We start from the raw sequence: 18,470 nt of genomic DNA, 5'->3' as shown, positions 1-18,470 counted from the left end.
TGAGGACGACGTATACGTCGTCCTCACCCTGACAAGTCGCCGGTCTCGCCGGCGAGGGCGGCGCGACGGCCCAGCACGAACACCCAGGCCAGGAACGCCGTCCAGGCGAGCAGCCCGATCCCGATCCGGGCCCAGGTCGGCAGGTGGGACGGCGTGACGAAGGCCTCGATCACCCCGGACACGAGCAGCACCAGCACCAGGCCGAGCGCCACCCCGGCCGCGGCCCGGCCCTCCTGCGCGAGGGCGACCGACCGGGGCCGGTCGCCGGGGTCGATGATCGTCCAGCCCAGCCGCAGCCCCACTCCGGAGGCCACGAACACCGCGGTCAGCTCGAGCATCCCGTGCGGCAGGATCAGCCCGAAGAACAGGTCCAGCCGGTCGTTGGCGGCCATCAGCCCCCCGGACACCCCGACGTTCAGCGCGTTGGAGAGCAGCACCCACACGACCGGGATCCCCAGCAGCCCCCCGAACGCGATCGAGACGGTGGCGACGAGGGCGTTGTTGGTCCACACCTGCGCCGCGAACGACCCGGCCGGGTGGGAGGAGTAGTACGACGCGAAGTCCTGGTTCACCAGCTCGCGGATCTGCTCGGGCGCAGCGATCGACGCCTGCACCGCCGGGGTGACGGCGACCCACCAGCCGAACGCCACGGCCACCGCGAGGAACGCGGTCGCGGTCCCGATCCACCACCAGCGGGCCCGGTAGACGGCGGCCGGGAACTGCCGCCCGAGGAACCGTCCGACGTCGGACCACGCGGTCGGGTAGGTCCCGGTCAGCGCCGACCGGGACCGGGCCACCAGGGTGGACAGCCGGCCCACCAGGTGCGGGTCGGGGGCCGCCGAGCGGACCACGGACAGGTGGGTCGCGGTGCGCTGGTAGAGGTCGACGAGCTCGTCCGCTTCGGCGCCGGTGAGCCGGCCGGGCCGGCGGGACAGCTGCTCGAGCCGGTCCCACTCGGCCCGGTGCGCCGTCACGAACGCGTCGATGTCCATCGGTTCGGCAGACTAGCGCCCCACCGGTCGACCGAGCCGGGTACCGAGCGCGAGGAGCAGCATGAGCCAGCCGGCACCGCCCGGGCCGCTGCCGCCCATGGGCGGGGACGTCGTCTCCGGCGAGGCAGTCGTCCTGGAGCTGCGGCTGGCCAAGCTGCCGAGCCGCTCACTGGCCATCGTCATCGACCTGACCCTCCAGCTCGGCCTGCTGCTGGCGTTCGTGTTCCTGCTGGGGGCCACCGCCGGGCACCTGGACACCGCGCTGGTCGCGGCGCTCAGCCTCGTGGTGACCGTGGGGGTGGTGCTCGGCTACCCGATCCTCTTCGAGACACTCACCCGCGGCCGCAGCCTGGGCAAGCTGGTCCTCGGGCTGCGCGTGGTGCGCGACGACGGGGGGCCGATCCGGTTCCGGCACTCGCTCGTGCGCGCCCTGCTGGGCCTGGTCGAGATCTGGCTGACCTCGGGCGTGGTCGCGATCCTGGCCAGCCTGGTGTCGACCACGGGCAAGCGGCTCGGCGACCAGCTGGCCGGGACAGTGGTGATCCGGGAGCGGGTGCCGGTGCAGCGCGCGCCGATGGCGACCATGCCGCCGTGGCTGGCCGGGTGGGCGGCGCAGGCCGACCTCGGCCGACTGCCGGACGACCTGGCGCTGGCCGCGCGCCAGTTCCTGGCCCGCAGCAGCGAGCTGGCGCCTGCGGTGCGCACCAGCATGGGGCGCCGGATCGCCGGGGACGTCGTCCGCTGCGTCGCTCCCCCGCCACCGCCCGGGACGCCGGTGGAGGCGTTCCTGGCCGCCGTCTTGGCCGAGCGACGGCGCCGCGAGGAGCAGCGGTCCAGGCCCGAGGCGGTCGCGCCCCCGGTCGCGCCCAGCGCGGCACCAACCGCACCGCTGGCGCCATCGGCGCCGCCCGCGCCGCCGTCACCTCCGGGAGGGTTCGCTCCCCCCGGCTGAGGTCCGATCCTCAGCGCAGGGCGAGCAGCGCGAGCGCCCCCGGCAGGTTCACCGTCATGTGGGTGAGGATGCTGGCCCCGGTGCTGCCGGTGCGGGCCCGCACGGTGCCGAGCACCAGCCCGATCGCCAGCAGCAGCGCGAACCGCAGGGGCTCGAAGTGGAACAGGGCGAATGCGGTGCCGGTGCCCACGACGGCGGACAGCGCCGGGATCGCCCGCCGTTCCAGCGCACCGTAGAACAGCCCCCGGAACGCGATCTCCTCGACGATCGGCGCGCCCACGGCCGCGGACAGGGCCAGCACCGTCAGGGCGGCCCGGGACGCGCTGGTGGTGTCCTGGGCGATGTTGCCCACGGCCGACGACAGCGTGTGCCCGCTGATCTTCTCGGTGAGGATGGCGATGCCCCAGGCCGCCAGGTACGCGACGATCCCCCCGCCCACGCCGACGCCGGCCTGCCGCCAGGTCACCCGCAGCCGCAGGTCGGCCACCGGGCCGTTGCCCCGGGTGGCCGTCGCGAGGAGTGGCCAGCCGGCCAGCCCGAGCCAGGGAAGCATGAGCATCGCGACACTGGCCCAGGCCTTGCCGTCGGCGGTGTCCGGGAACAGCGGGGTCACCAGCAGCACGCTGGCCAGGCCGAGCAGCAAGGTCAGGCCGAAGGTGATCGCGACGTCGCCCAGCCCCCAGCGGACCGCCCTGGTCGTCGGCTCGGGCGTGCTCAGCGGACCACCCGCACGTTGAACGCCGCCGTCCCGAGCGAGCCCATGAGCCGTAGCCACAGCGCCTGGTACATCTCGGTGCCGCGGGCCGCCTCGATGCCGCCGAGGTCGTGCACCCGCTCGGGGTCCCAGCCAAGCTCGCCGAGCAGCCCTCGCACCACGGCCTTGGCCTGCGCGTCGTCCCCCGCCATGAACAGGTCGTGCGGCTCATCGAGCAGCTGCGCACTGACCATGGCCGCCGCGGTGACCGTGTTGAGCGCCTCGACCACCCGAGTCGCCGGGACGGCGCTCTGCACCTGCTCGCCGAGGCTGTCGGTGTTGGCCAGCCACAGGGACGGCGGGAACCCGCCGGAGAAGTCCAGCGGGTTCGCCACGTCGAGGAGCACCTTGCCGGCGAGGGCCTCCGCACCCGCGGCGGCCAGCGCCTCAAGCGTGGCCTGACCCGCGGTCGCGTTCACGACCAGCTCGGCGTGGGCTGCCGCGTCGGCGAAGCTGCCGTGCCGACGGCCCCGGGCAGCGGCCCGCTCGTCAGCGACCTCGTTGGCTGCCGAGCGGGCACCCATCGTCACCGGGTGGCCCAGCTCGGCGAACCGGGTGGCCAACGTGGTGCCCACCACGCCGGTGCCGAGCACGGCGATCCGCATGGCGCGCCTACGAACCGTGCTGCCAGGACGACAGGTACTCCGCTTGCGCGTCCGTCAGCGTGTCGATGCCCACGCCCATGGCCGCCAGCTTGAGCCGGGCGACCTCCTTGTCGATCTCGGTGGGCACGTCGTGGACGCCGGGCTCAAGCTGCGAGGCGTTGGTGACCAGCCACTCGGCGGTCAGCGCCTGGTCGGCGAAGGACATGTCCATGACCGCGGCCGGGTGGCCCTCGGCCGCGCCGAGGTTGACCAGCCGGCCCTCGGCCAGCAGCAGCAGCCGGCGTCCGTCGGCCATGACGTACTCGTCGGTCTGGTGTCGGATCTTGCGGTTGACGGCCACCGCGTTGGCCTCCAACCACTTGACGTCGATCTCGATGTCGAAGTGGCCCGAGTTCGCGAAGATCGCGCCGTCCTTCATGACCTCGAAGAACTCCTGGCGCAGCACGTCGCGGTTGCCGGTGACGGTGATGAATACGTCGCCGACGCGGGCGGCGTCGGCCATCGGCATGACCCGGTAGCCCTGCATGGTCGCGTCCAGAGCCTTGGTCGGGTCGATCTCGGTGACGACCACGTTCGCACCCATGCCCTTGGACCGTTCGGACACGCCCTTGCCGCAGTAGCCGTAGCCGGCCACGACGACGGTCTTGCCCGCCAGCAGCGTGTTCGTGGCCCGGAAGACGGCGTCCAGGGTGGACTGTCCGGTGCCGTACCGGTTGTCGAACATGTGCTTGGTGTCGGTGTCGTTCACCGCGATCATTGGGAACCGCAGCGCCTTGTCCGCGGTCATCGCGCGCAACCGGATCACCCCGGTGGTGGTCTCCTCGCAGCCGCCCTTGACCACGTCCAGCAGCTCCTGGCGGGTGGTGTGCAAGGTGTTGACCAGGTCGCAGCCATCGTCGAACACCTGGTGCGGGGCGATGTCGAGCGCCGCGTTGATGTGCGCGTAGTAGCCGTCGTGGTCGACGTTGTTGCGGGCGAACACCGAGATGCGGTACTCGTGCACGAGGGCCGCGGCGGTGTCGTCCTGGGTGGACAGCGGGTTGGACGCACACAACGCGATCTCGGCCCCCCCGGCCTGCAGGGCCCGCATCAGGTTCGCGGTCTCGGTGGTCACGTGCATGCAGGCGGCGATCCGGGTGCCCTCGAAGGGGCGCTCCTTGGCGAACCGCTCGCGGATCTGAGTCAGCACCGGCATGGACCGCTCGGCCCACTCGATCCGGAGCCGGCCCTGGGCGGCCAGCGAGGCGTCGGCGATGTCGTGGCGAGGGATGGCGTCTGAGGTCATCCCCGGATCGTAGGGCGCGCTCCGCTCCTGCCGGCCGTTCCTGACATGATTGTGTCAGGATTGACTCATGCGGATCACCGACGCGGCGGACCGGCTGGGGACGACGGCCCGGATGCTGCGCTACCGGGAGCGGCTGGGCCTGCTGGTGCCGGCCGCGGACGAGCCGGGCCGGCACCGCCACTACGGCGCCGCGGACCTCGCGGCGGCCGGCTGGGCGGCCGCGCTGGAGCAGCGCTACGAGGTGAGCCCGGCCGCATTGGCGTTCGCCCTTCGGGTGCTCTCCGACCCGGCGGCCGAGGCCGACGTACGCCGGCTGGGCGACCTCACCGGGCGCACGACCACGCGGGCGCTGGACTTCGACCAGGTCAAGGCGCAGCGGCTGCTGCGCGGGCGCCCGGCCACCACGGGCCGACCCGGCGGACGGCCGCGGCCGGGGTCCCGCGTACCCGCGTCGGGACGCTGAAGGTCCGCCCGGCCAGCGGCTGGGTCCGACTCAGCCGGCGGTGAAGTCGACGACCACCTTGATGTCGTCGGGCTGCTTGACCAGCGCCTCGGCGATCCGCTCGGGCGGCACCCGGCGGGTGACCAGCCGGGCCAGCCAGTCGCGGTCGGCGCGCGTCAGCTCATGGGCGGCCTTGTAGAAGTGCCGCCGGTTGGCGTTGACCGACCCGACGATCACGTTGTTCTGTAGCACCATCTCGGTGGCGACGTCGGCCAGCTTCAGGCCGGTCGTCCGGCCCCCCGATCCCACGCCGGTGAGCGCGACCACCCCGCCGGACCCGACCGCGCGCATCACGTCGGCGATGACCTGGGCCACCCCGGTGCACTCGATGACGACGTCCGGATCGAACCCGACGTCGAGCGCGCTGCCGTGGTGGTACGTGGCGCCAAGGGCCTTGACGAGCTCCGGCTTGGGCCCGGAGTCGACCTGGTCGAGCACGTGCACCTCGAGGCCGCGCTGGACGCCGACCATGGCGGCCAGCAGACCGATCGGACCGGCGCCGGTCACCAGGCAGGTGCGCGGCTCCCAGAACGCGCGGCTCCCCACGGCCCCGACCTGCTCCCAGGCCTTGGTGACCACAGTCGTGGGCTCGAGCAGGACGCCCAGCAGGCCCAGGGACGGGTCCAGCACGGTGACGTAGTCGGGCTCGATCCGCCACTGCTGGGACATGAACCCGTCGATGGACTTGATGCCGCGCTCGGTGTAGCGGCCGTTGCGGCACATGTCCCATTCGCCGACCGCGCAGCTCGGGCAGGGCACCGGGTCCGGCCGGCGCACGATGCCGACGACCAGGTCGCCCTTGCTCAGGTTGCTCGAGCCGGGGTCGACGACGCGGCCGAGGGACTCGTGCCCCAGCACCAGCCGGTCGTGGCCCTCGGGAGCCCAGCCGTACCTGCCCTGGGCGATCTCCACGTCGGTGCCGCAGACCCCGACGGCGACCGCCTCGACCAGCACCGAACCGGTGGAGGGGTCCGGCTCGGGCACCTCCTCGCAACGAACCGACCCTTTGACCTTCGGCTGCACCGTGACCGCTCGCATGTCGGCACAGTACGTCGGCGTCGGCCCTCGGGGGCGGCGTCCGGTCAGCGACCTGCGTCAGTGGCTGCCGGGGGCGGTGACGAAGCAGGTGCCGGTGCCGGTCACCACGAGGGGGCCGGAGCCGGCCGGCAGGAAGGCGGCCCGGCCGGGGTCCAGCGCCACCCCGCCGACGGCGACCTGGCCGGCCACGCACACGACGATCGCCGGCCCCACGGCCGGCACCGGGCGGGCGGTCCCGGCCACCTCGACCCGCCAGACCGCGAAGTCCGACACCGGGACGTCGTACGCCTCGACTCCGTCGCTGACCGGCCGCGGCCACACCCGCGGCTCGGTCCGCGCGGCGTACCGGACCACCCGGCGCAGCTCGTCGAGGTCCACGTGCTTGGCGGTGAGCCCGCCGCGCAGCACGTTGTCCGAGGAGGCCTGCACCTCGACGCCGACCCCCCGCAGGTAGGCGTGCAGGACGCCGGACTCGAGGAACACCGCCTGGCCGGGCTCCAGCCGGACCAGTCGCATCAGCAGCGGCGCCACGATCCCGGCATCCCCGGGGTAGCTGACCGCCAGCCGGACCACCCAGTCCAGCGCGGCCGCGTCCGACGACCCGGCCTCGGCCCGGTGCCCGCCGCAGGCCGCCGCCACCTCCGAGACCAGCCGGTCCCGCTCGACGCCGTCCAGCCCGAGGACCGCGGCGACGGTCTCCCGCAGCGCGTGCTCCTCGTCGGGGTGGGCCAGCGGGACGGTCAGCCGCTCCAGCAGCGGGCTGCCCACCAGCCGGACCAGCCGCAGCGCCTCGGCCGGCGGCCGGAACCCGCACAGCGCCTCGGTGTGCCCGAGCGCGACCAGCAGCTCGGGCTTGTGGTTGCGGTCGCGGTAGTTGCGCCGCGGGTCGTCGCGGCGCAGCCCCGCGGCCTCCTCCCGGGCGAACCCCTCGGTGGCCTGGGCCCGGTCGGGGTGCGCCTGGATGGACAGCGGCTGCTCGGCCGCGAGCAGCTTGACCAGGAACGGCAGGTCGGGCACGACGTCGGCCAGGGTGCGGCCGTCCGGCAGCCGGGACGGGTCGTCGGGGTGGGCGCCTATCCAGATCTCCGCCCACGGCCGGTCGGACGGCTCCGGCCGGCCGAGCAGAGCCGGCAGCACGGTGTGCGAGCCCCAGGAGTAGTGCCGGACGGCGGTGTCCAGCGGCAGCGCGGTCATCCGGGCAGCGACCCGCTCTCGGGGGGGCGCCGGATGTCCGGCTCGAGGTAGATGAGCGTGACCGCCGGGACGCTCACACGGACCCGTGCCTCGGCCGCGTCGATGGCCTCCGCCACGGCCTGCGCGGTGTCGTCGTGCTGCACGGCCACCTTGGCCGCGACCATCAGGTCGTCCGGGCCGACGTACAGGGTGCGCAGGTGGATGACGCTCTGCACGCCGCCGCCGGCCAGGGCGGCCCGGATCGCGGCGACGTCCTCGGCGCCGGCTCCCTCGCCCACGAGCAGGCTGCCCACCTCGAAGGCCAGGAACATGGCGATGAGCACGAGCAGCACGCCGATGGCCAGCGAGCCCACGCCGTCCCAGGCGCCGTTGCCCGTGGTCACCGCCAGCGTGACGCCGACCAGCGCGAAGGCCAGGCCCAGCAGCGCCCCGGTGTCCTCCAGCAGCACCACGGGCAGCTCGGGCGCCTTGGCGTGCCGCAGGAAGGCCCACCACGACCGGCCGCCGCGCAGCGGGTTGGACTCGTGGACGGCGGTCCGCAGCGACCAGGACTCGAGGAGGACCGCGACGCCGAGGACACCGAACGCCCAGGCCGGGCTGCTCAGCGCCTCCGGGTGGTGGACCTTGTGCCACCCCTCGTACAGCGCGAACACCCCACCGAGGGTGAACAGGATGATCGACACGATGAAGGCGTAGAGGTAGCGCAGCCGGCCGTAGCCGAACGGGTGCGCGTCGTCGGCCACCTGGCGGGACCTGCGCCCGCCGATGATGAGCAGCACCTGGTTGCCGGTGTCGGCCATCGAGTGCACGGACTCCGACAGCAGCGAGGAGGAGCCGGTCGCCAGGAAGGCGACGAACTTGCTGATCGCGATGCCCAGGTTGGCCAGCATCGCGGCGACGATGGCCCGCGTCCCCCCGGAGGCGCTCACGAGCCCATCCGCTCCTTCAGCTCGGCGACGTGCCGCGACGTCGCGGGGTCCAGGCCGAGTCCGAGCGCGAGGTACACCGAGGCGAAGTCGGTGAGCGCCACCAGGCTCGCCACCCTGGCCAGCGCCGAGCGGCCCTCGGCGCGGTGCTCGGTGACCCGCACGCCGCTGTCCACGGCGGTGTCCCGGACGACGGCCGCGATCCGGCCGACGTCGGGCTCCTCGAACTCCTCGACGTCACGCAGCAGCAGCAGCCGCAGCGTGGTCTGCTCGGGGGTCTCGAACGGGTCGGCGAACAGGTCGTCCTCGGCCCGGGCGAACGGGCCGTCGAAGGTGGCGACCACCTCGCCTGCGGCGTCCGGCAGGATCCCGGGGACGGCGGGGTGCCGGGCGTTGCGGGCCAGCTGCCCGGCGGCACGCAGTGCCCCCACGCCGGCGAGGTCCCCGGCGCCCAGCACCAGCGGCACGTGGCCCGCCAGCTCCAGGGCCAGCGCCTTGGCCGGGTTCACGAAGGACTCCGAGGCCGGGCGGGCGGTCTCGGCGACGTCGTCCAGCCGGGCCGCGGTCTCGTCCAGCGCCGCGGCACCCGCCTCGACCAGCCGGAGCGAGTCGGCGGCCATCAGCACCGGGACGGCGAGCGCCCACAGCCCCGCCCGCGAGGACCGCAGGTCCGACGCAAGGGGCACGTGCACGCCGCGGGCCCGCGCGCACACCTCGGCCAACGGCGAGCCGGCCCGGCCCACGGTCACCAGCCGGCAGCCGCGGCGGGCCGCCTCGGCGGCCACGGCGAGCGGGCCGGCGGCCCGGCCGGAGACCGACACCGCGACCACCACGTCGAGCGAGGACACCCAGCCGGGCAGTGTCCCGGAGTGGACTGAGGACACCGGCACCGGGCTGCGCGGACCGGCCAGCGCGGTGAGCAGGTCGGCCACCACAGCCGAGCCGCCCAGGGCCGACACGACCAGCGCCCGCGGGCGCCCGTCGTCCGCCACCGCGCTGATGCCGGCCTCCCCCGCGAGGGTCTGCGCGGCCCGTACCTGTGCCCCGGCGCCGGCCAGAGCGAGCAGCGTGCCGTGGCGGTCCGCCTCGGCGAGCGCGTCCGGGTCGTCCAGCAGCGCCTCGTCGACGGTGCGGGTCATGCCGCTCAGCCCTGCTGGCCGATGCCGTTCGGCCCGGGCTCGGCCTCGTCGAGGAGCATCACCGGGATGTCGTCGCGCACCGGGAACGCGGTCGAGCAGTACGTGCACACGAGCGCCTGGCGCTGCTCGTCCGGCCGCACCGGCTCGTGCCGCTCGCACGGGCAGGCGAGGATCTCCAGCAGCAGCGGGTCCAGGTTCACGTGGCCTCCCGACGGACGAGGGCGAGCACGGCGTCGCGCACGTGCTCCATGGTCGCGACGTCGCGGGCCTCGACGTTGAGGCGGAGCAACGGCTCGGTGTTGGACGGGCGCAGGTTGAACCACCAGTCGTCGGCGGCCACCGTGAGACCGTCGAGGTGGTCTGCCGAGACGCCGGGCCGGCCCGCGTAGGCGGCCTCGACGGCGGCGGTGCTGGCCGCAACGTCGGCGACCTCGCTGTTGACCTCGCCCGAGGCCTGGTAGCGCTCGTACGGCGCCAGCAGGGCGGTCAGCGGCGTCCCGGCCGGGCTGCCGCCGAGGGCCGCGAGCACGTGCAGCGCGGCCAGCATCCCGGAGTCGGCCCGCCAAAAGTCGCGGAAGTAGAAGTGCCCCGAGTGCTCGCCGCCGAACACCGCGCCGGTCTCGGCCATCACCTGCTTGATGAACGAGTGCCCCACCCGGGTGCGCACGGCGGTCCCGCCGTGCTCGGCGATCACCTCGGGCACGGTCCGGCTGGTGATCAGGTTGTGGATCACGGTGGCGCCCGGCTCGCGGGCCAGCTCACGGGCCGCGATCAGCGCCGTGATGATCGACGGCGACACCGCGGCGCCGGCCTCGTCCACGACGAAGCAGCGGTCGGCGTCGCCGTCGAAGGCCAGCCCGAGGTCCGCGCCGGCGTCGCGGACGGCCCGCTGCAGGTCGCGCAGGTTCTCCGGCTCGATCGGGTTGGCCTCGTGGTTGGGGAACGAGCCGTCCAGCTCGAAGTACAGCGGGACGACGGTCAGCGGCAGCGTCGCGGCCGGGTACTGCAGCACGAACGGGACGGTGTGGCCGGCCATCCCGTTGCCGGCGTCCACCACGACGGTCAGCGGCCGGATCCCGGCGATGTCGACCAGACCCCGCAGGTAGGCCGCGTAGGCGGGCAGGATCTCCCGTCGGGTCACCGTGCCGGCGGGGACGTCGACGTCCGGGACGCCGTCCCCGACCAGCGCGCGGATCTCGGCCAGCCCGGTGTCCCGGCCCACCGGCGCGGCACCCACGCGGCACAGCTTGATGCCGTTGTAGCGGGCCGGGTTGTGGCTCGCGGTGAACATGGCCCCGGGCACGCCGAGCGAGCCGGAGGCGAAGTACAGCGCGTCGGTGGACACCAGCCCCACGTCGACGACGTCGGCGCCCTGGCCGGTCACCCCGGCGGCGAACGCGGCGGCCAGCGCCGGGCTGCTCGGGCGCATGTCGTACCCGACCGCGACGGTCGTCGCACCCACGACCTGCACGAACGCGGCCCCCACGGCGGTGGCCAGCTGCTCGTCGATCTGGTCCGGGTAGGTGCCCCGGACGTCGTAGGCCTTGATGACGGCGTCCAGGTCACGATCCACGCGGAGCATGCCGCGGAGCCTACCGGGGCCCGGTCAGCGCTCCTTGCGGGTCTTGGCCAAGACGGTCTCCCGGTCCAGCGCGACCCCCTCGGCCACCCAGCTGCGGTGGGCGCACACGTGGCAGGAGGTGAACTCCACGGGAGTGCCGTCGGTGAGGGTCATGGCCAGCCGGGTGACCCGCTCGCTGGCGCAGGACCGGCAGCGAGCGCCGTCCCGCGCTCCGGGCTGGGTGAGGGAGCCCAGCGCGACGGGCGGGGCTGGCGTGCTGGAACGGCTGGTGCGGGCCATCGGGGCTCCCGGGAGGTCGGTGACGAGTCGGTGCTGCATCGGCAGTGGGGGCGACCTGGCTTGAGTTCCGGGCGTTTCCGTGACAAATCGGACAGGTCTGCGCGGTCAGTCCTCGGTCGGGGGCAGCACCCTCAGGTGGCCGCGCCGGCCCAGCCCGTGCGCCGCGGCCGGCACCAGCTCGGGCTCCGGCCGCTGCGCCGGGCGAGCGGCCTCCCGGACGGCGTCGGCGAGTGCCTCGAGGTCATCCGTCGTCGGCAGCAGCGCCGCCGGGTCCGGGGCCAGCCGGACCACCTCCCAGCCGCGCGGCGCCGTGAGCCGTTCGCTGTGCGCCTGGCACAGGTCGTAGCAGTGCGGCTCGGCGTACGTCGCCAGCGGGCCCAGGACGGCGGTCGACTCGGCGTACACGTACGTGAGGGTGGCGACGGCGGGTTGCCCGCACGCCGTCCGGGAGCAGCGACGGATGGAGCGCACGAGGTGAACGTACCCGGCCCGCGCGGCCACCCGCGGGAGGTGGTCGGTGCGGTCCCCGTGTCGGCCGGGCTCGCTACGCTGCCGGGGTGCGCGGACTGAGACGGGGCCGGTCCCAGCCGGACCCCGAGCCGGGCCGCCCTGCCCGGCGCCGGGACCGGCACGGCCGCGGGATCCGCGGCCCGCTGGCGCCCGCCTCGGTGCCCTACCCGCCCACCCGGTCCGAGCGGTTCGACGACCTGGTGCTCGGGGCCGTCGAGCGGGTCGAGGGTGGCTTCGCGGCCGAGCTGGCCGGCGTGGAGCTGGCCGTGGAGGAGGTCCCGCCGCCGAGGCCCGGGCCGGTGCCGCTGGGCCGGGTGGACCCGCCGGCGGGTGGCCGGCCGGCGCGGCTGGTCGTCTACCGGCGTCCGGTCGAGCTGCGCAGCCCGGACGTCCGGGACCGGCCCGGCCTGGTCCGCGACGTCGTCGTCGAGCTGGTCGCCGACCTGCTCGGGCTCAGCCCGGAGCAGGTCGACCCCGACTACGGCGACGGGGACGGGGACGGGGACTGACCGCTCAGCCGGTGGCTGACCCGGCGCCCAGACCTGCCATCGGGTCGGGCAGCACCGCGGGCACCCGCATGGTGGCCGGGCTGGCGACCACGGGGCCGCCGGTGATCAGCGGCCCGCGTGGGCCCTGCTCGGTGGTCAGCCAGGCCACGTAGAGCGGGCCGGCGCCGGCGGCCGGCGTGACGACGGCCGCCACCCGGTACCCGGAGACACCGAGCTGGACCACAGTGGTCCGCCCCGCTGGCACCTTCACCGTGACCGGCTTGGGCACTGCGGGCGGCTTCGACCCGGCCGGCGGCAGCGTGGTCAGCGTCGCGCTGACGTCGGTGTCGCCGGGCGCGGTGAGCAGCAGCACCGTGGACACCCGCACCGACGCCTCGACGTCGGTGACGGCCGCGGCACCGGGCAGCGCGGCAGCCGCGGCCGTGTAGGCGAAGTCGGGGTACTGACCGGCGCGGACCGTCCGGACCCCGCCGACCATCGGCTGGTCGGCGTCCGCCTCGATCGCGTAGCCGCCCTGCGGCTTCACCTTGTCCAGCGGCACCTCGACCAGCTGGCCGGCCGGCACCTGCAGGGTGTCGATGCCCAGCGGCACGATCGACCCCTCGCCGGTGAGCAGCCTCAGGTGGACGACGGCGTCCCCGGGTCCGGGGGCCACGAGCTGCAGGACCGACTTCGCGTCGGCGTCGCCGGGGACGCCCGGGATGACCAGGGAGCGGGCCGGCTCGACCGACGGGGGCACCCAGTCCACCCCCCCGGGGTCCAGCCCGTTGACCACGACGTCGGCCAGCGCCGAGGCCACCCGGCCGCTGACTGACGAGACCGCGACAGCGGTGGCGGCGGTCCCGGGCACCAGCGCGTCCAGGGCGAGCACCCGCTGCTGGCCCGCAGGGACAAGCAGGCCCTGGGCGGCCGCCGGCTGCTGGGCGCCGGTCGGGGTGAAGACGGTCACGTCCACGGTCGCCGCGGTGGCGTCGGTGTTGGACAGGTAGAGCGCGGACCGGCGGCCCACCGTGGCTCCCCCGCCGACGAACCAGGCGTCCGGCTGCGGGGCCGTGCAGGACACGTTGCTGCGCCCTCTGGCCGCGCCGGCCGACGCCCGCACGGACACGTCTGCGGTGAGCCCCCTGGCCAGCGCCCCGGTGGCCTGCACGACCAGCGTGCTCGGGCCGGCCGCCGGCACCGGGTAGCGCAGCGTCACCGGCCCGTCCGGGCGGCTGGCCGGGGCCGCCAGCAACGGTTTCGCGTCGGGGGCCGCGCCGAGCGCCTCGACCCGCAGCGTGCCGTCGCCACCCTCCGGTGAGATCGCCGTGACGTACGCCTGCTGGACGTCGGCCCGGGTCACCGCGCCCGGACAGACCAGGGTGAGCCGCTCGACCGGCACGGTGGCGCCACCGGATCCACGTGCAGCTGTCGGCGCGGCCGGCTGCGCGGCGGCGGTGACTGCGACGGCCCCGCCCAGCACCGCGGCCACGGCCAGCAGCACGGCGAACGGTCGGGTGAGCCTCACTCGTCGTCCTCCGTCGGACGCCGGCGTCCGGGCGTCGCGAGCACGACGACCGCCACGAGAAGCACGCCCTGCGCGACCAGCCAGCCGACCCGCTGGGCCTCCCGGTGGCCGACCTGCAGCCGGCCGCCGCCGGCGGGCAGGGTGAAGGCCTGGGCCCAGCCGTCGAAGGCGGCCGCCCTGGTGAGCGCGGTCCCGTCGAGGGTCGCCCACCAGCCCGGGTCGGCGCTCTCGGCCAGCACGAGGGTCCGCCCGGCCGGCCCCCCGATGACCGGGGTGTCCACGGTGGTGGTCGCGGCCGTGGCGTCCGCCTTCACCGGCACGTCGGCGGCGGCCGGCCGCTCGATGCGCACCCGCGGCCCGGCCTGCAGCAGCCGCCACACGGCCGCCCCCTGGACGGCACCGACCCTGGCCAGCCCCGGCACCCCGTCCACGGCGCGGACGACGCGGTCCGGCGCCGGGTCGGCCACCTCGAGGAAGCCGACTCCGTAGCCGGCCATGGCCGCGACGGCCTGCTCGTCCGCCCGGCCACCGAGGACGTCGGCCAGCACCGGTCCGAGCGCGGCGACCGTGCTCGCGGGCGGGGCGACGTCGGCGTCTCCGAGCACCCGGCCCGGCCCGGCCACCAACGCGTAGCTCGCCCGGCCGTCGGTGTCCACCTCCACGACCAGGGTGCGCGGCCGGGACGGGGTCTGGCTGGACGCCACCACGTACGCGGGGAGCACGTCGCCGGCGCCACGGGCCAGCACGCCGTCACCCGCGCCGCGGGCCAGCCAGCCGCCGGCCAGCAGCACCGGCGCGGCCATCGCGGCCACCAGGAGCACGACGGCCACCGGTTGTCGCCAGCCGAAGTGGTGGCCGGCCAGCCGCTCCCGCAGCCCCTCGGCGCCGAGCACCGCGGCCGCCACGAGGGCGCCCCCGCCGAGCAGGGTGGCGGCCCCCGGCCAGACCGCGACCTCGACCCCGAGCGGCGCCGGGGTGACCCGCAGCAGGGACAGCCCCAGGCTGGCACCGAGCCCGACCAGGGCCACCACCCACGCGCCGAGCCCGGCCCGGCGGCGGTCCCCGCGCAGCAGCGCGGCCCAGGCGGCCAGCAGCAGGCCCGCGGTGACCCACGGGACCGGCGTCCCCGGACCGCCGGGGTTGGCCAGGGCCACCGACCACGCCGTCGGCGACGCGGTGCCGACCCGGGTGGCGCCGACGTCGAGCACCCACAGCGCCGGTTCGTGCAGAGCACGCAGCGACCAGGGCAGCAGCAGCACCGGGGGGACGACCGCCACGACGCCCAGTCGGGCCCAGCCCTGCGGTGGCGCGCCGAGCAGCAGCAGCCCCGCGCCCGCGAGGACCGTGAGCGGCCACAGCACCGGCGCGAAGGCGGTGAGGACGGCGAGCAGCAGCCCGGCGCCCCAGGCGGCGCCCCAGGAGGGTCGCGCCGCGCGACCGGCGCCGAGGGCGCGGAGCACCGCCCACCCGGTGAACGGGAGCAGCCAGGCCGCCGTCGCGACGCCGAGCCGACCGCCGGCCACGGCCCCGGTCACCGCAGGCAGCAGCGCGTAGCCCACCGCGCCGGCGACCCGGGCCCACCGCGAGCGCACCAGCCGACCGAGCATCAGGTAGGCGGTCAGTCCGGCCAGCGGGACGGCGAGCAGCAGCAGCAGGTCGACCGCTAGCCAGGCCTTGCCCAGCAGCACGGTGGCCATCAGCGCGACCGGCGCGAGGTACGGCGGGGCGGCCCGTCCGCTGCCGGTGCCGACGTCGTGCCAGCCGCTGAGGTAGGCCGCCCACAGGTCACTGGCGCCGCCCGGGGCGGGGAGCAACGCACCGCCGGACAGCAGCCCGCCGCCCAGGACCAGGCCGCGGAAGGCCACCAGCGCCAGGGCCAGCAGCCCGAGCAGCACCACGGTGCCCGGCCGGCTCAGCAGCGCCCGCAGCCAGCCGCTCCCGGTGGCCATCTCGTCCAGCTCGTCCGAGACCGGACCGGGCTCCAGCACCGAGCCGGCGCTGGTCGAGACCAGGGTGCGGCCGGCGGCCAGGCCGCGCAGCGTCTCGATCCCGTGCCGCGAGCCGGACCAGGGCGGGGCCAGCAGCGGCCGCAAGGCCCGCGCCGGCACGGCCCGAGTGTCCCGGCGGGCCCGGCGGGCACGCCGCACCGCCGCGGGGCGCAGCAGCACCGAGGCCGCGGCCTCCAGCTCTTCCAGCGCCTCCCCGGGGGCCTTGGCCAGCACCAGCCCGAGCGCCCGCAGCAGGCTGCCGAGGGCCAGCCGCAGGTACTGCGGCACGACCGCGAGGGCGGCGGCGTTGGCCAGCAGCACGTGCAGGGCCGAGCGCCGGTCCGCCCGGTGCACCCGGCCACCCACGGCGTCCGGCCGACGACGCCCTGCGGAGGACGCGACCCGGTGCCGGATGACAGCGTCGGAGGTCACGACCACCCGGTAGCCGGCCAGGTTGGCCCGCCAGCCCAGGTCGACGTCCTCGCGGAACATGGTCAGCGCGGGGTCGAAGCCGCCGAGCGCGTCCCACACGTCCCGGCGCACCAGCATCCCGGCCGAGCCGACGGCGAGCACGTCGCGCTGGCCGTCGTGCTGGCCCTGGTCCATCTCGTCGCGCTCGATGCCGGTCTCCCGGCGGCCGCTCCCGGCGATGCTCAGGCCCATCTCGACCAGCCGGCGTCGGTCCACCCAACCGACCGCCTTGGGTCCCACGATCGCCACCGACGGGCTGGCGTCGGCGACCGCGAGCAGGGCGCGCAGCGCGGTCGGGTCGGGGGCGCTGTCGTCGTGCAGCAGCCACAGCCAGTCCACGACGCCGGCAGACGGGCCGGTCGTGTGCGTGACCGCACCGGCCAGCGACTCGAGCGTGTGCGTGACAGCCGCGCCGAACCCGGTGTCGCGCGGCTGGGCGAGGACGGCCGAGGAGCCGAGGGCCGCGGCCAGCAGCTGGGGGGTGCTGTCGGTGGAGCCCGTGTCGACGGCCAGCACGAGCTGCGGCGGCCGCTCCTGGGCGGCCAGCGCCGCGAGCGTCTCGGGCAGCCACCGTTCGCCGTCGTGCGCGACCAGCACAGCGGTGACGCGGAACTGCTCGAAGGTGCGGGTGTCCGGCTCCGGCTCGAGCGCATCGGGGTCTCCGAGCGCCCCGTCGAGCCGCTCGGGGCCGAAGGTCGCGTCAATGAAGGGTGTCGTCATGCGTCAGGGGTGGTGCCGGGAGCCGAGGCTCGGTTCGGGTCGCCCACCCTACGCGCGCCCGCCCCCGACGCCGAAACCGCCGAGAACGGTGGCGGTCAGACCGCCTGCTTCTTCAGCCGCCGGCGCTCGCGCTCGGACAGCCCGCCCCAGATCCCGAACCGCTCGTCGTGCATCAGCGCGTACTCGAGGCACTCGCCGCGGACGTCGCAGCCGACGCACACCTTCTTGGCTTCACGGGTCGAGCCGCCCTTCTCCGGGAAGAACGCCTCGGGGTCCGTCTGGGCGCACAGTGCGCGCTCCTGCCAGGACATCTCCTCGGTGCCGTTCTGCAACGTGAACACGACGCTCATCTGCGCTCCCCTCGACCCTCGCCCCCGCCCACCCAGCGGTGGACGAATGACATGCGTGGAATTACACGCGCGTCGCTCCCACTTCGTCAAGCGGAACCGTGTTACTCCTCAGTGACAGGCCGAACGGGAATCAGCGCGAGATCGGCGGGGACACCGCCGTTGCGGTGGGCCGCAGCGGCCCGCTCGGGGTCCACCGGACCGTAGGTGGTGGTCCGCTGGCGGGGCGGCCGGTCGATGTCGAGGGCGAGCTGCTCCAGCTCGGCGACGGTGCGCCGGGAGCCGTGCGCGGAGCCGGCCATCCGGCTGATGGTCTCCTCCATGAGGGTGCCGCCGAGGTCGTCGGCGCCGCCCTGCAGCATCCCCTGGGCCCCGGCCGTGCCCAGCTTCACCCACGAGGTCTGCACGTGGTCGATGCGCCCGTGCAGCAGCAGCCGGGCCATCGCGTGCACGGCCCGGTTCTCCCGCATCGTCGGGCCGGGGCGGGACACCCCGGCCAGGTAGACCGGTGCGTTGGTGTGCACGAACGGCAGCGGGACGAACTCGGTGAACCCGCCGGTCTCGTCCTGGATCCGGGCCAGCAGCCGCAGGTGCGCGAGCCAGTGGCCGGGCGTGTCCACGTGCCCGTACATCATGGTGGCGCTGGACCGCAGCCCGACCTGGTGAGCCGTGGTGACCACCTCGACCCAGGCCTCGGTCGGCAGCTTGCCTTTGGTGAGCACCCAGCGGACCTCGTCGTCCAGGATCTCGGCGGCGGTGCCGGGGATCGAGCCGACGCCGCTGGCCTTGGCCTCCTGCAGCCACTCCCGCACCGACATCCCGGACCGGGTGGCGCCGTTGACCACTTCCATGGGGCTGAACGCGTGCACGTGCATCCCGGGCACCCGGTCGCGGACCGCCCTGGCCAGCTCGAAGTACGCCGTCCCGGGCAGCTCGGGGTCGATGCCACCCTGCATGCACACCTCGGTCGCCCCGGCCCGCCAGGCCGCCTCGGCCCGGTCGGCGACCTCGTGCAGCGACAGCGTGTACGCGTCGGCGTCGGTGCGGCGCTGCGCGAACGCGCAGAACCGGCAGCCCGTGTAGCAGACGTTGGTGAAGTTGATGTTCCGGTTGACCACGAAGGTCACTGCGTCGCCGACGGTGTCCGACCGGATGGCGTCGGCGAGCGTC

General features: G+C 75.2%; 19 protein-coding genes. 3 read left to right on the top strand and 16 right to left on the bottom strand.

What is annotated here, in order from left to right:
* Positions 1 to 23: 23 nt before the first annotated feature.
* Positions 24 to 992: a stage II sporulation protein M gene (locus VIM19_00270; GenBank protein HEY5183353.1), complete on the bottom strand. Its 969-nt coding sequence runs from the start codon at positions 990 to 992 to the stop codon at positions 24 to 26.
* A 61-nt stretch (positions 993 to 1,053) separates the two neighbouring features.
* On the opposite strand from VIM19_00270, the gene VIM19_00265 reads away from it, so the two are divergent.
* Positions 1,054 to 1,944 (top strand): RDD family protein, encoded by an 891-nt coding sequence (locus VIM19_00265; protein HEY5183352.1) that lies wholly within the window; start codon positions 1,054 to 1,056, stop codon positions 1,942 to 1,944.
* A gap of 10 nt (positions 1,945 to 1,954) precedes the next feature.
* Here VIM19_00265 and VIM19_00260 read toward each other — a convergent pair whose 3' ends face one another.
* Genes VIM19_00260 through ahcY form a run of 3 tightly spaced genes read right to left on the bottom strand, consistent with a single transcriptional unit; the run spans position 1,955 to position 4,588 of the window.
* A complete protein-coding gene (locus tag VIM19_00260; protein HEY5183351.1) occupies positions 1,955 to 2,719 on the bottom strand; it encodes a CPBP family intramembrane glutamic endopeptidase in 765 nt (254 codons plus the stop codon).
* Positions 2,659 to 3,303, bottom strand: a complete 645-nt coding sequence (locus VIM19_00255) for an NAD(P)-binding domain-containing protein (GenBank protein ID HEY5183350.1) — start codon at positions 3,301 to 3,303, stop codon at positions 2,659 to 2,661. The genes VIM19_00260 and VIM19_00255 overlap by 61 nt, the downstream gene beginning before the upstream one ends.
* A 7-nt stretch (positions 3,304 to 3,310) precedes the next feature.
* Complete coding sequence (ahcY, locus tag VIM19_00250) at positions 3,311 to 4,588, bottom strand: adenosylhomocysteinase (GenBank protein ID HEY5183349.1); 1,278 nt, start codon at positions 4,586 to 4,588, stop codon at positions 3,311 to 3,313.
* A gap of 67 nt (positions 4,589 to 4,655) precedes the next feature.
* On the opposite strand from ahcY, the gene VIM19_00245 reads away from it, so the two are divergent.
* Positions 4,656 to 5,051, top strand: a complete 396-nt coding sequence (locus tag VIM19_00245) for a MerR family DNA-binding transcriptional regulator (protein ID HEY5183348.1) — start codon at positions 4,656 to 4,658, stop codon at positions 5,049 to 5,051.
* Between the two features lie 30 nt (positions 5,052 to 5,081).
* Here the strand turns inward: VIM19_00245 and VIM19_00240 are convergent, their stop codons facing one another.
* The 8 genes from VIM19_00240 to VIM19_00205 all read right to left on the bottom strand — a co-directional run bounded on the left by VIM19_00240 (position 5,082) and on the right by VIM19_00205 (position 11,719).
* Positions 5,082 to 6,128: a glucose 1-dehydrogenase gene (locus tag VIM19_00240; GenBank protein HEY5183347.1), complete on the bottom strand. Its 1,047-nt coding sequence runs from the start codon at positions 6,126 to 6,128 to the stop codon at positions 5,082 to 5,084.
* Positions 6,129 to 6,185: 57 nt separating this feature from the next.
* The gene (gene manA, locus VIM19_00235; GenBank protein HEY5183346.1) at positions 6,186 to 7,322 is read right to left on the bottom strand and encodes a mannose-6-phosphate isomerase, class I; all 1,137 of its coding nucleotides are present in this window, start codon (positions 7,320 to 7,322) and stop codon (positions 6,186 to 6,188) included.
* Positions 7,319 to 8,251, bottom strand: coding sequence for a cation diffusion facilitator family transporter (locus VIM19_00230; GenBank protein HEY5183345.1), 933 nt, complete (start codon positions 8,249 to 8,251; stop codon positions 7,319 to 7,321). Before VIM19_00230 ends, manA begins: the two co-directional genes overlap by 4 nt.
* A complete protein-coding gene (locus tag VIM19_00225) occupies positions 8,248 to 9,387 on the bottom strand; it encodes an SIS domain-containing protein (GenBank protein HEY5183344.1) in 1,140 nt (379 codons plus the stop codon). Before VIM19_00225 ends, VIM19_00230 begins: the two co-directional genes overlap by 4 nt.
* 5 nt (positions 9,388 to 9,392) lie before the next feature.
* On the bottom strand, positions 9,393 to 9,587 hold the full coding sequence (locus tag VIM19_00220) for a Trm112 family protein (GenBank protein HEY5183343.1): 195 nt from the start codon (positions 9,585 to 9,587) through the stop codon (positions 9,393 to 9,395).
* A complete protein-coding gene (locus tag VIM19_00215; GenBank protein HEY5183342.1) occupies positions 9,584 to 10,969 on the bottom strand; it encodes a phosphomannomutase/phosphoglucomutase in 1,386 nt (461 codons plus the stop codon). The genes VIM19_00220 and VIM19_00215 overlap by 4 nt, the downstream gene beginning before the upstream one ends.
* 24 nt (positions 10,970 to 10,993) lie before the next feature.
* Positions 10,994 to 11,287: a hypothetical protein gene (locus VIM19_00210; protein HEY5183341.1), complete on the bottom strand. Its 294-nt coding sequence runs from the start codon at positions 11,285 to 11,287 to the stop codon at positions 10,994 to 10,996.
* Between the two features lie 66 nt (positions 11,288 to 11,353).
* The gene (locus VIM19_00205) at positions 11,354 to 11,719 is read right to left on the bottom strand and encodes a DUF3499 domain-containing protein (protein ID HEY5183340.1); all 366 of its coding nucleotides are present in this window, start codon (positions 11,717 to 11,719) and stop codon (positions 11,354 to 11,356) included.
* An 86-nt stretch (positions 11,720 to 11,805) separates the two neighbouring features.
* Between VIM19_00205 and VIM19_00200 the strand changes: the two genes are divergently transcribed.
* On the top strand, positions 11,806 to 12,267 hold the full coding sequence (locus tag VIM19_00200) for a metallopeptidase family protein (GenBank protein HEY5183339.1): 462 nt from the start codon (positions 11,806 to 11,808) through the stop codon (positions 12,265 to 12,267).
* 4 nt (positions 12,268 to 12,271) lie between these two features.
* Here the strand turns inward: VIM19_00200 and VIM19_00195 are convergent, their stop codons facing one another.
* From VIM19_00195 to cofH, 4 genes are all read right to left on the bottom strand, one after another.
* Positions 12,272 to 13,774: a DUF5719 family protein gene (locus tag VIM19_00195; protein HEY5183338.1), complete on the bottom strand. Its 1,503-nt coding sequence runs from the start codon at positions 13,772 to 13,774 to the stop codon at positions 12,272 to 12,274.
* Complete coding sequence (locus VIM19_00190) at positions 13,771 to 16,953, bottom strand: glycosyltransferase family 2 protein (protein ID HEY5183337.1); 3,183 nt, start codon at positions 16,951 to 16,953, stop codon at positions 13,771 to 13,773. The genes VIM19_00195 and VIM19_00190 overlap by 4 nt, the downstream gene beginning before the upstream one ends.
* A 95-nt stretch (positions 16,954 to 17,048) precedes the next feature.
* Positions 17,049 to 17,303: a WhiB family transcriptional regulator gene (locus VIM19_00185; GenBank protein ID HEY5183336.1), complete on the bottom strand. Its 255-nt coding sequence runs from the start codon at positions 17,301 to 17,303 to the stop codon at positions 17,049 to 17,051.
* A gap of 101 nt (positions 17,304 to 17,404) precedes the next feature.
* On the bottom strand, positions 17,405 to 18,470 hold a 1,066-nt coding region (gene cofH / locus VIM19_00180), incomplete at its 5' end, for a 5-amino-6-(D-ribitylamino)uracil--L-tyrosine 4-hydroxyphenyl transferase CofH (GenBank protein HEY5183335.1).

Source organism: Actinomycetes bacterium (assembly GCA_036510875.1).
GTDB lineage: Bacteria > Actinomycetota > Actinomycetes > Prado026 > Prado026 > DATCDE01.
This window is presented reverse-complemented; position numbering and strand designations above follow the sequence as displayed.

Bases quoted from the DNA above. Each gene is read 5' to 3' on its own strand.
- VIM19_00245 (HEY5183348.1), top strand. From the start codon at position 4,656: ATGCGGATCACCGACGCGGCGGACCGGCTGGGGACGACGGCCCGGATG.
- VIM19_00265 (HEY5183352.1), top strand. From the start codon at position 1,054: ATGAGCCAGCCGGCACCGCCCGGGCCGCTGCCGCCCATGGGCGGGGAC.
- VIM19_00185 (HEY5183336.1), bottom strand. From the start codon at position 17,303: ATGAGCGTCGTGTTCACGTTGCAGAACGGCACCGAGGAGATGTCCTGG.
- VIM19_00225 (HEY5183344.1), bottom strand. From the start codon at position 9,387: ATGACCCGCACCGTCGACGAGGCGCTGCTGGACGACCCGGACGCGCTC.
- VIM19_00215 (HEY5183342.1), bottom strand. From the start codon at position 10,969: ATGCTCCGCGTGGATCGTGACCTGGACGCCGTCATCAAGGCCTACGAC.
- VIM19_00270 (HEY5183353.1), bottom strand. From the start codon at position 992: ATGGACATCGACGCGTTCGTGACGGCGCACCGGGCCGAGTGGGACCGG.
- manA (HEY5183346.1), bottom strand. From the start codon at position 7,322: ATGACCGCGCTGCCGCTGGACACCGCCGTCCGGCACTACTCCTGGGGC.
- VIM19_00210 (HEY5183341.1), bottom strand. From the start codon at position 11,287: ATGCAGCACCGACTCGTCACCGACCTCCCGGGAGCCCCGATGGCCCGC.
- VIM19_00240 (HEY5183347.1), bottom strand. From the start codon at position 6,128: ATGCGAGCGGTCACGGTGCAGCCGAAGGTCAAAGGGTCGGTTCGTTGC.
- ahcY (HEY5183349.1), bottom strand. From the start codon at position 4,588: ATGACCTCAGACGCCATCCCTCGCCACGACATCGCCGACGCCTCGCTG.
- VIM19_00190 (HEY5183337.1), bottom strand. From the start codon at position 16,953: ATGACGACACCCTTCATTGACGCGACCTTCGGCCCCGAGCGGCTCGAC.
- VIM19_00255 (HEY5183350.1), bottom strand. From the start codon at position 3,303: ATGCGGATCGCCGTGCTCGGCACCGGCGTGGTGGGCACCACGTTGGCC.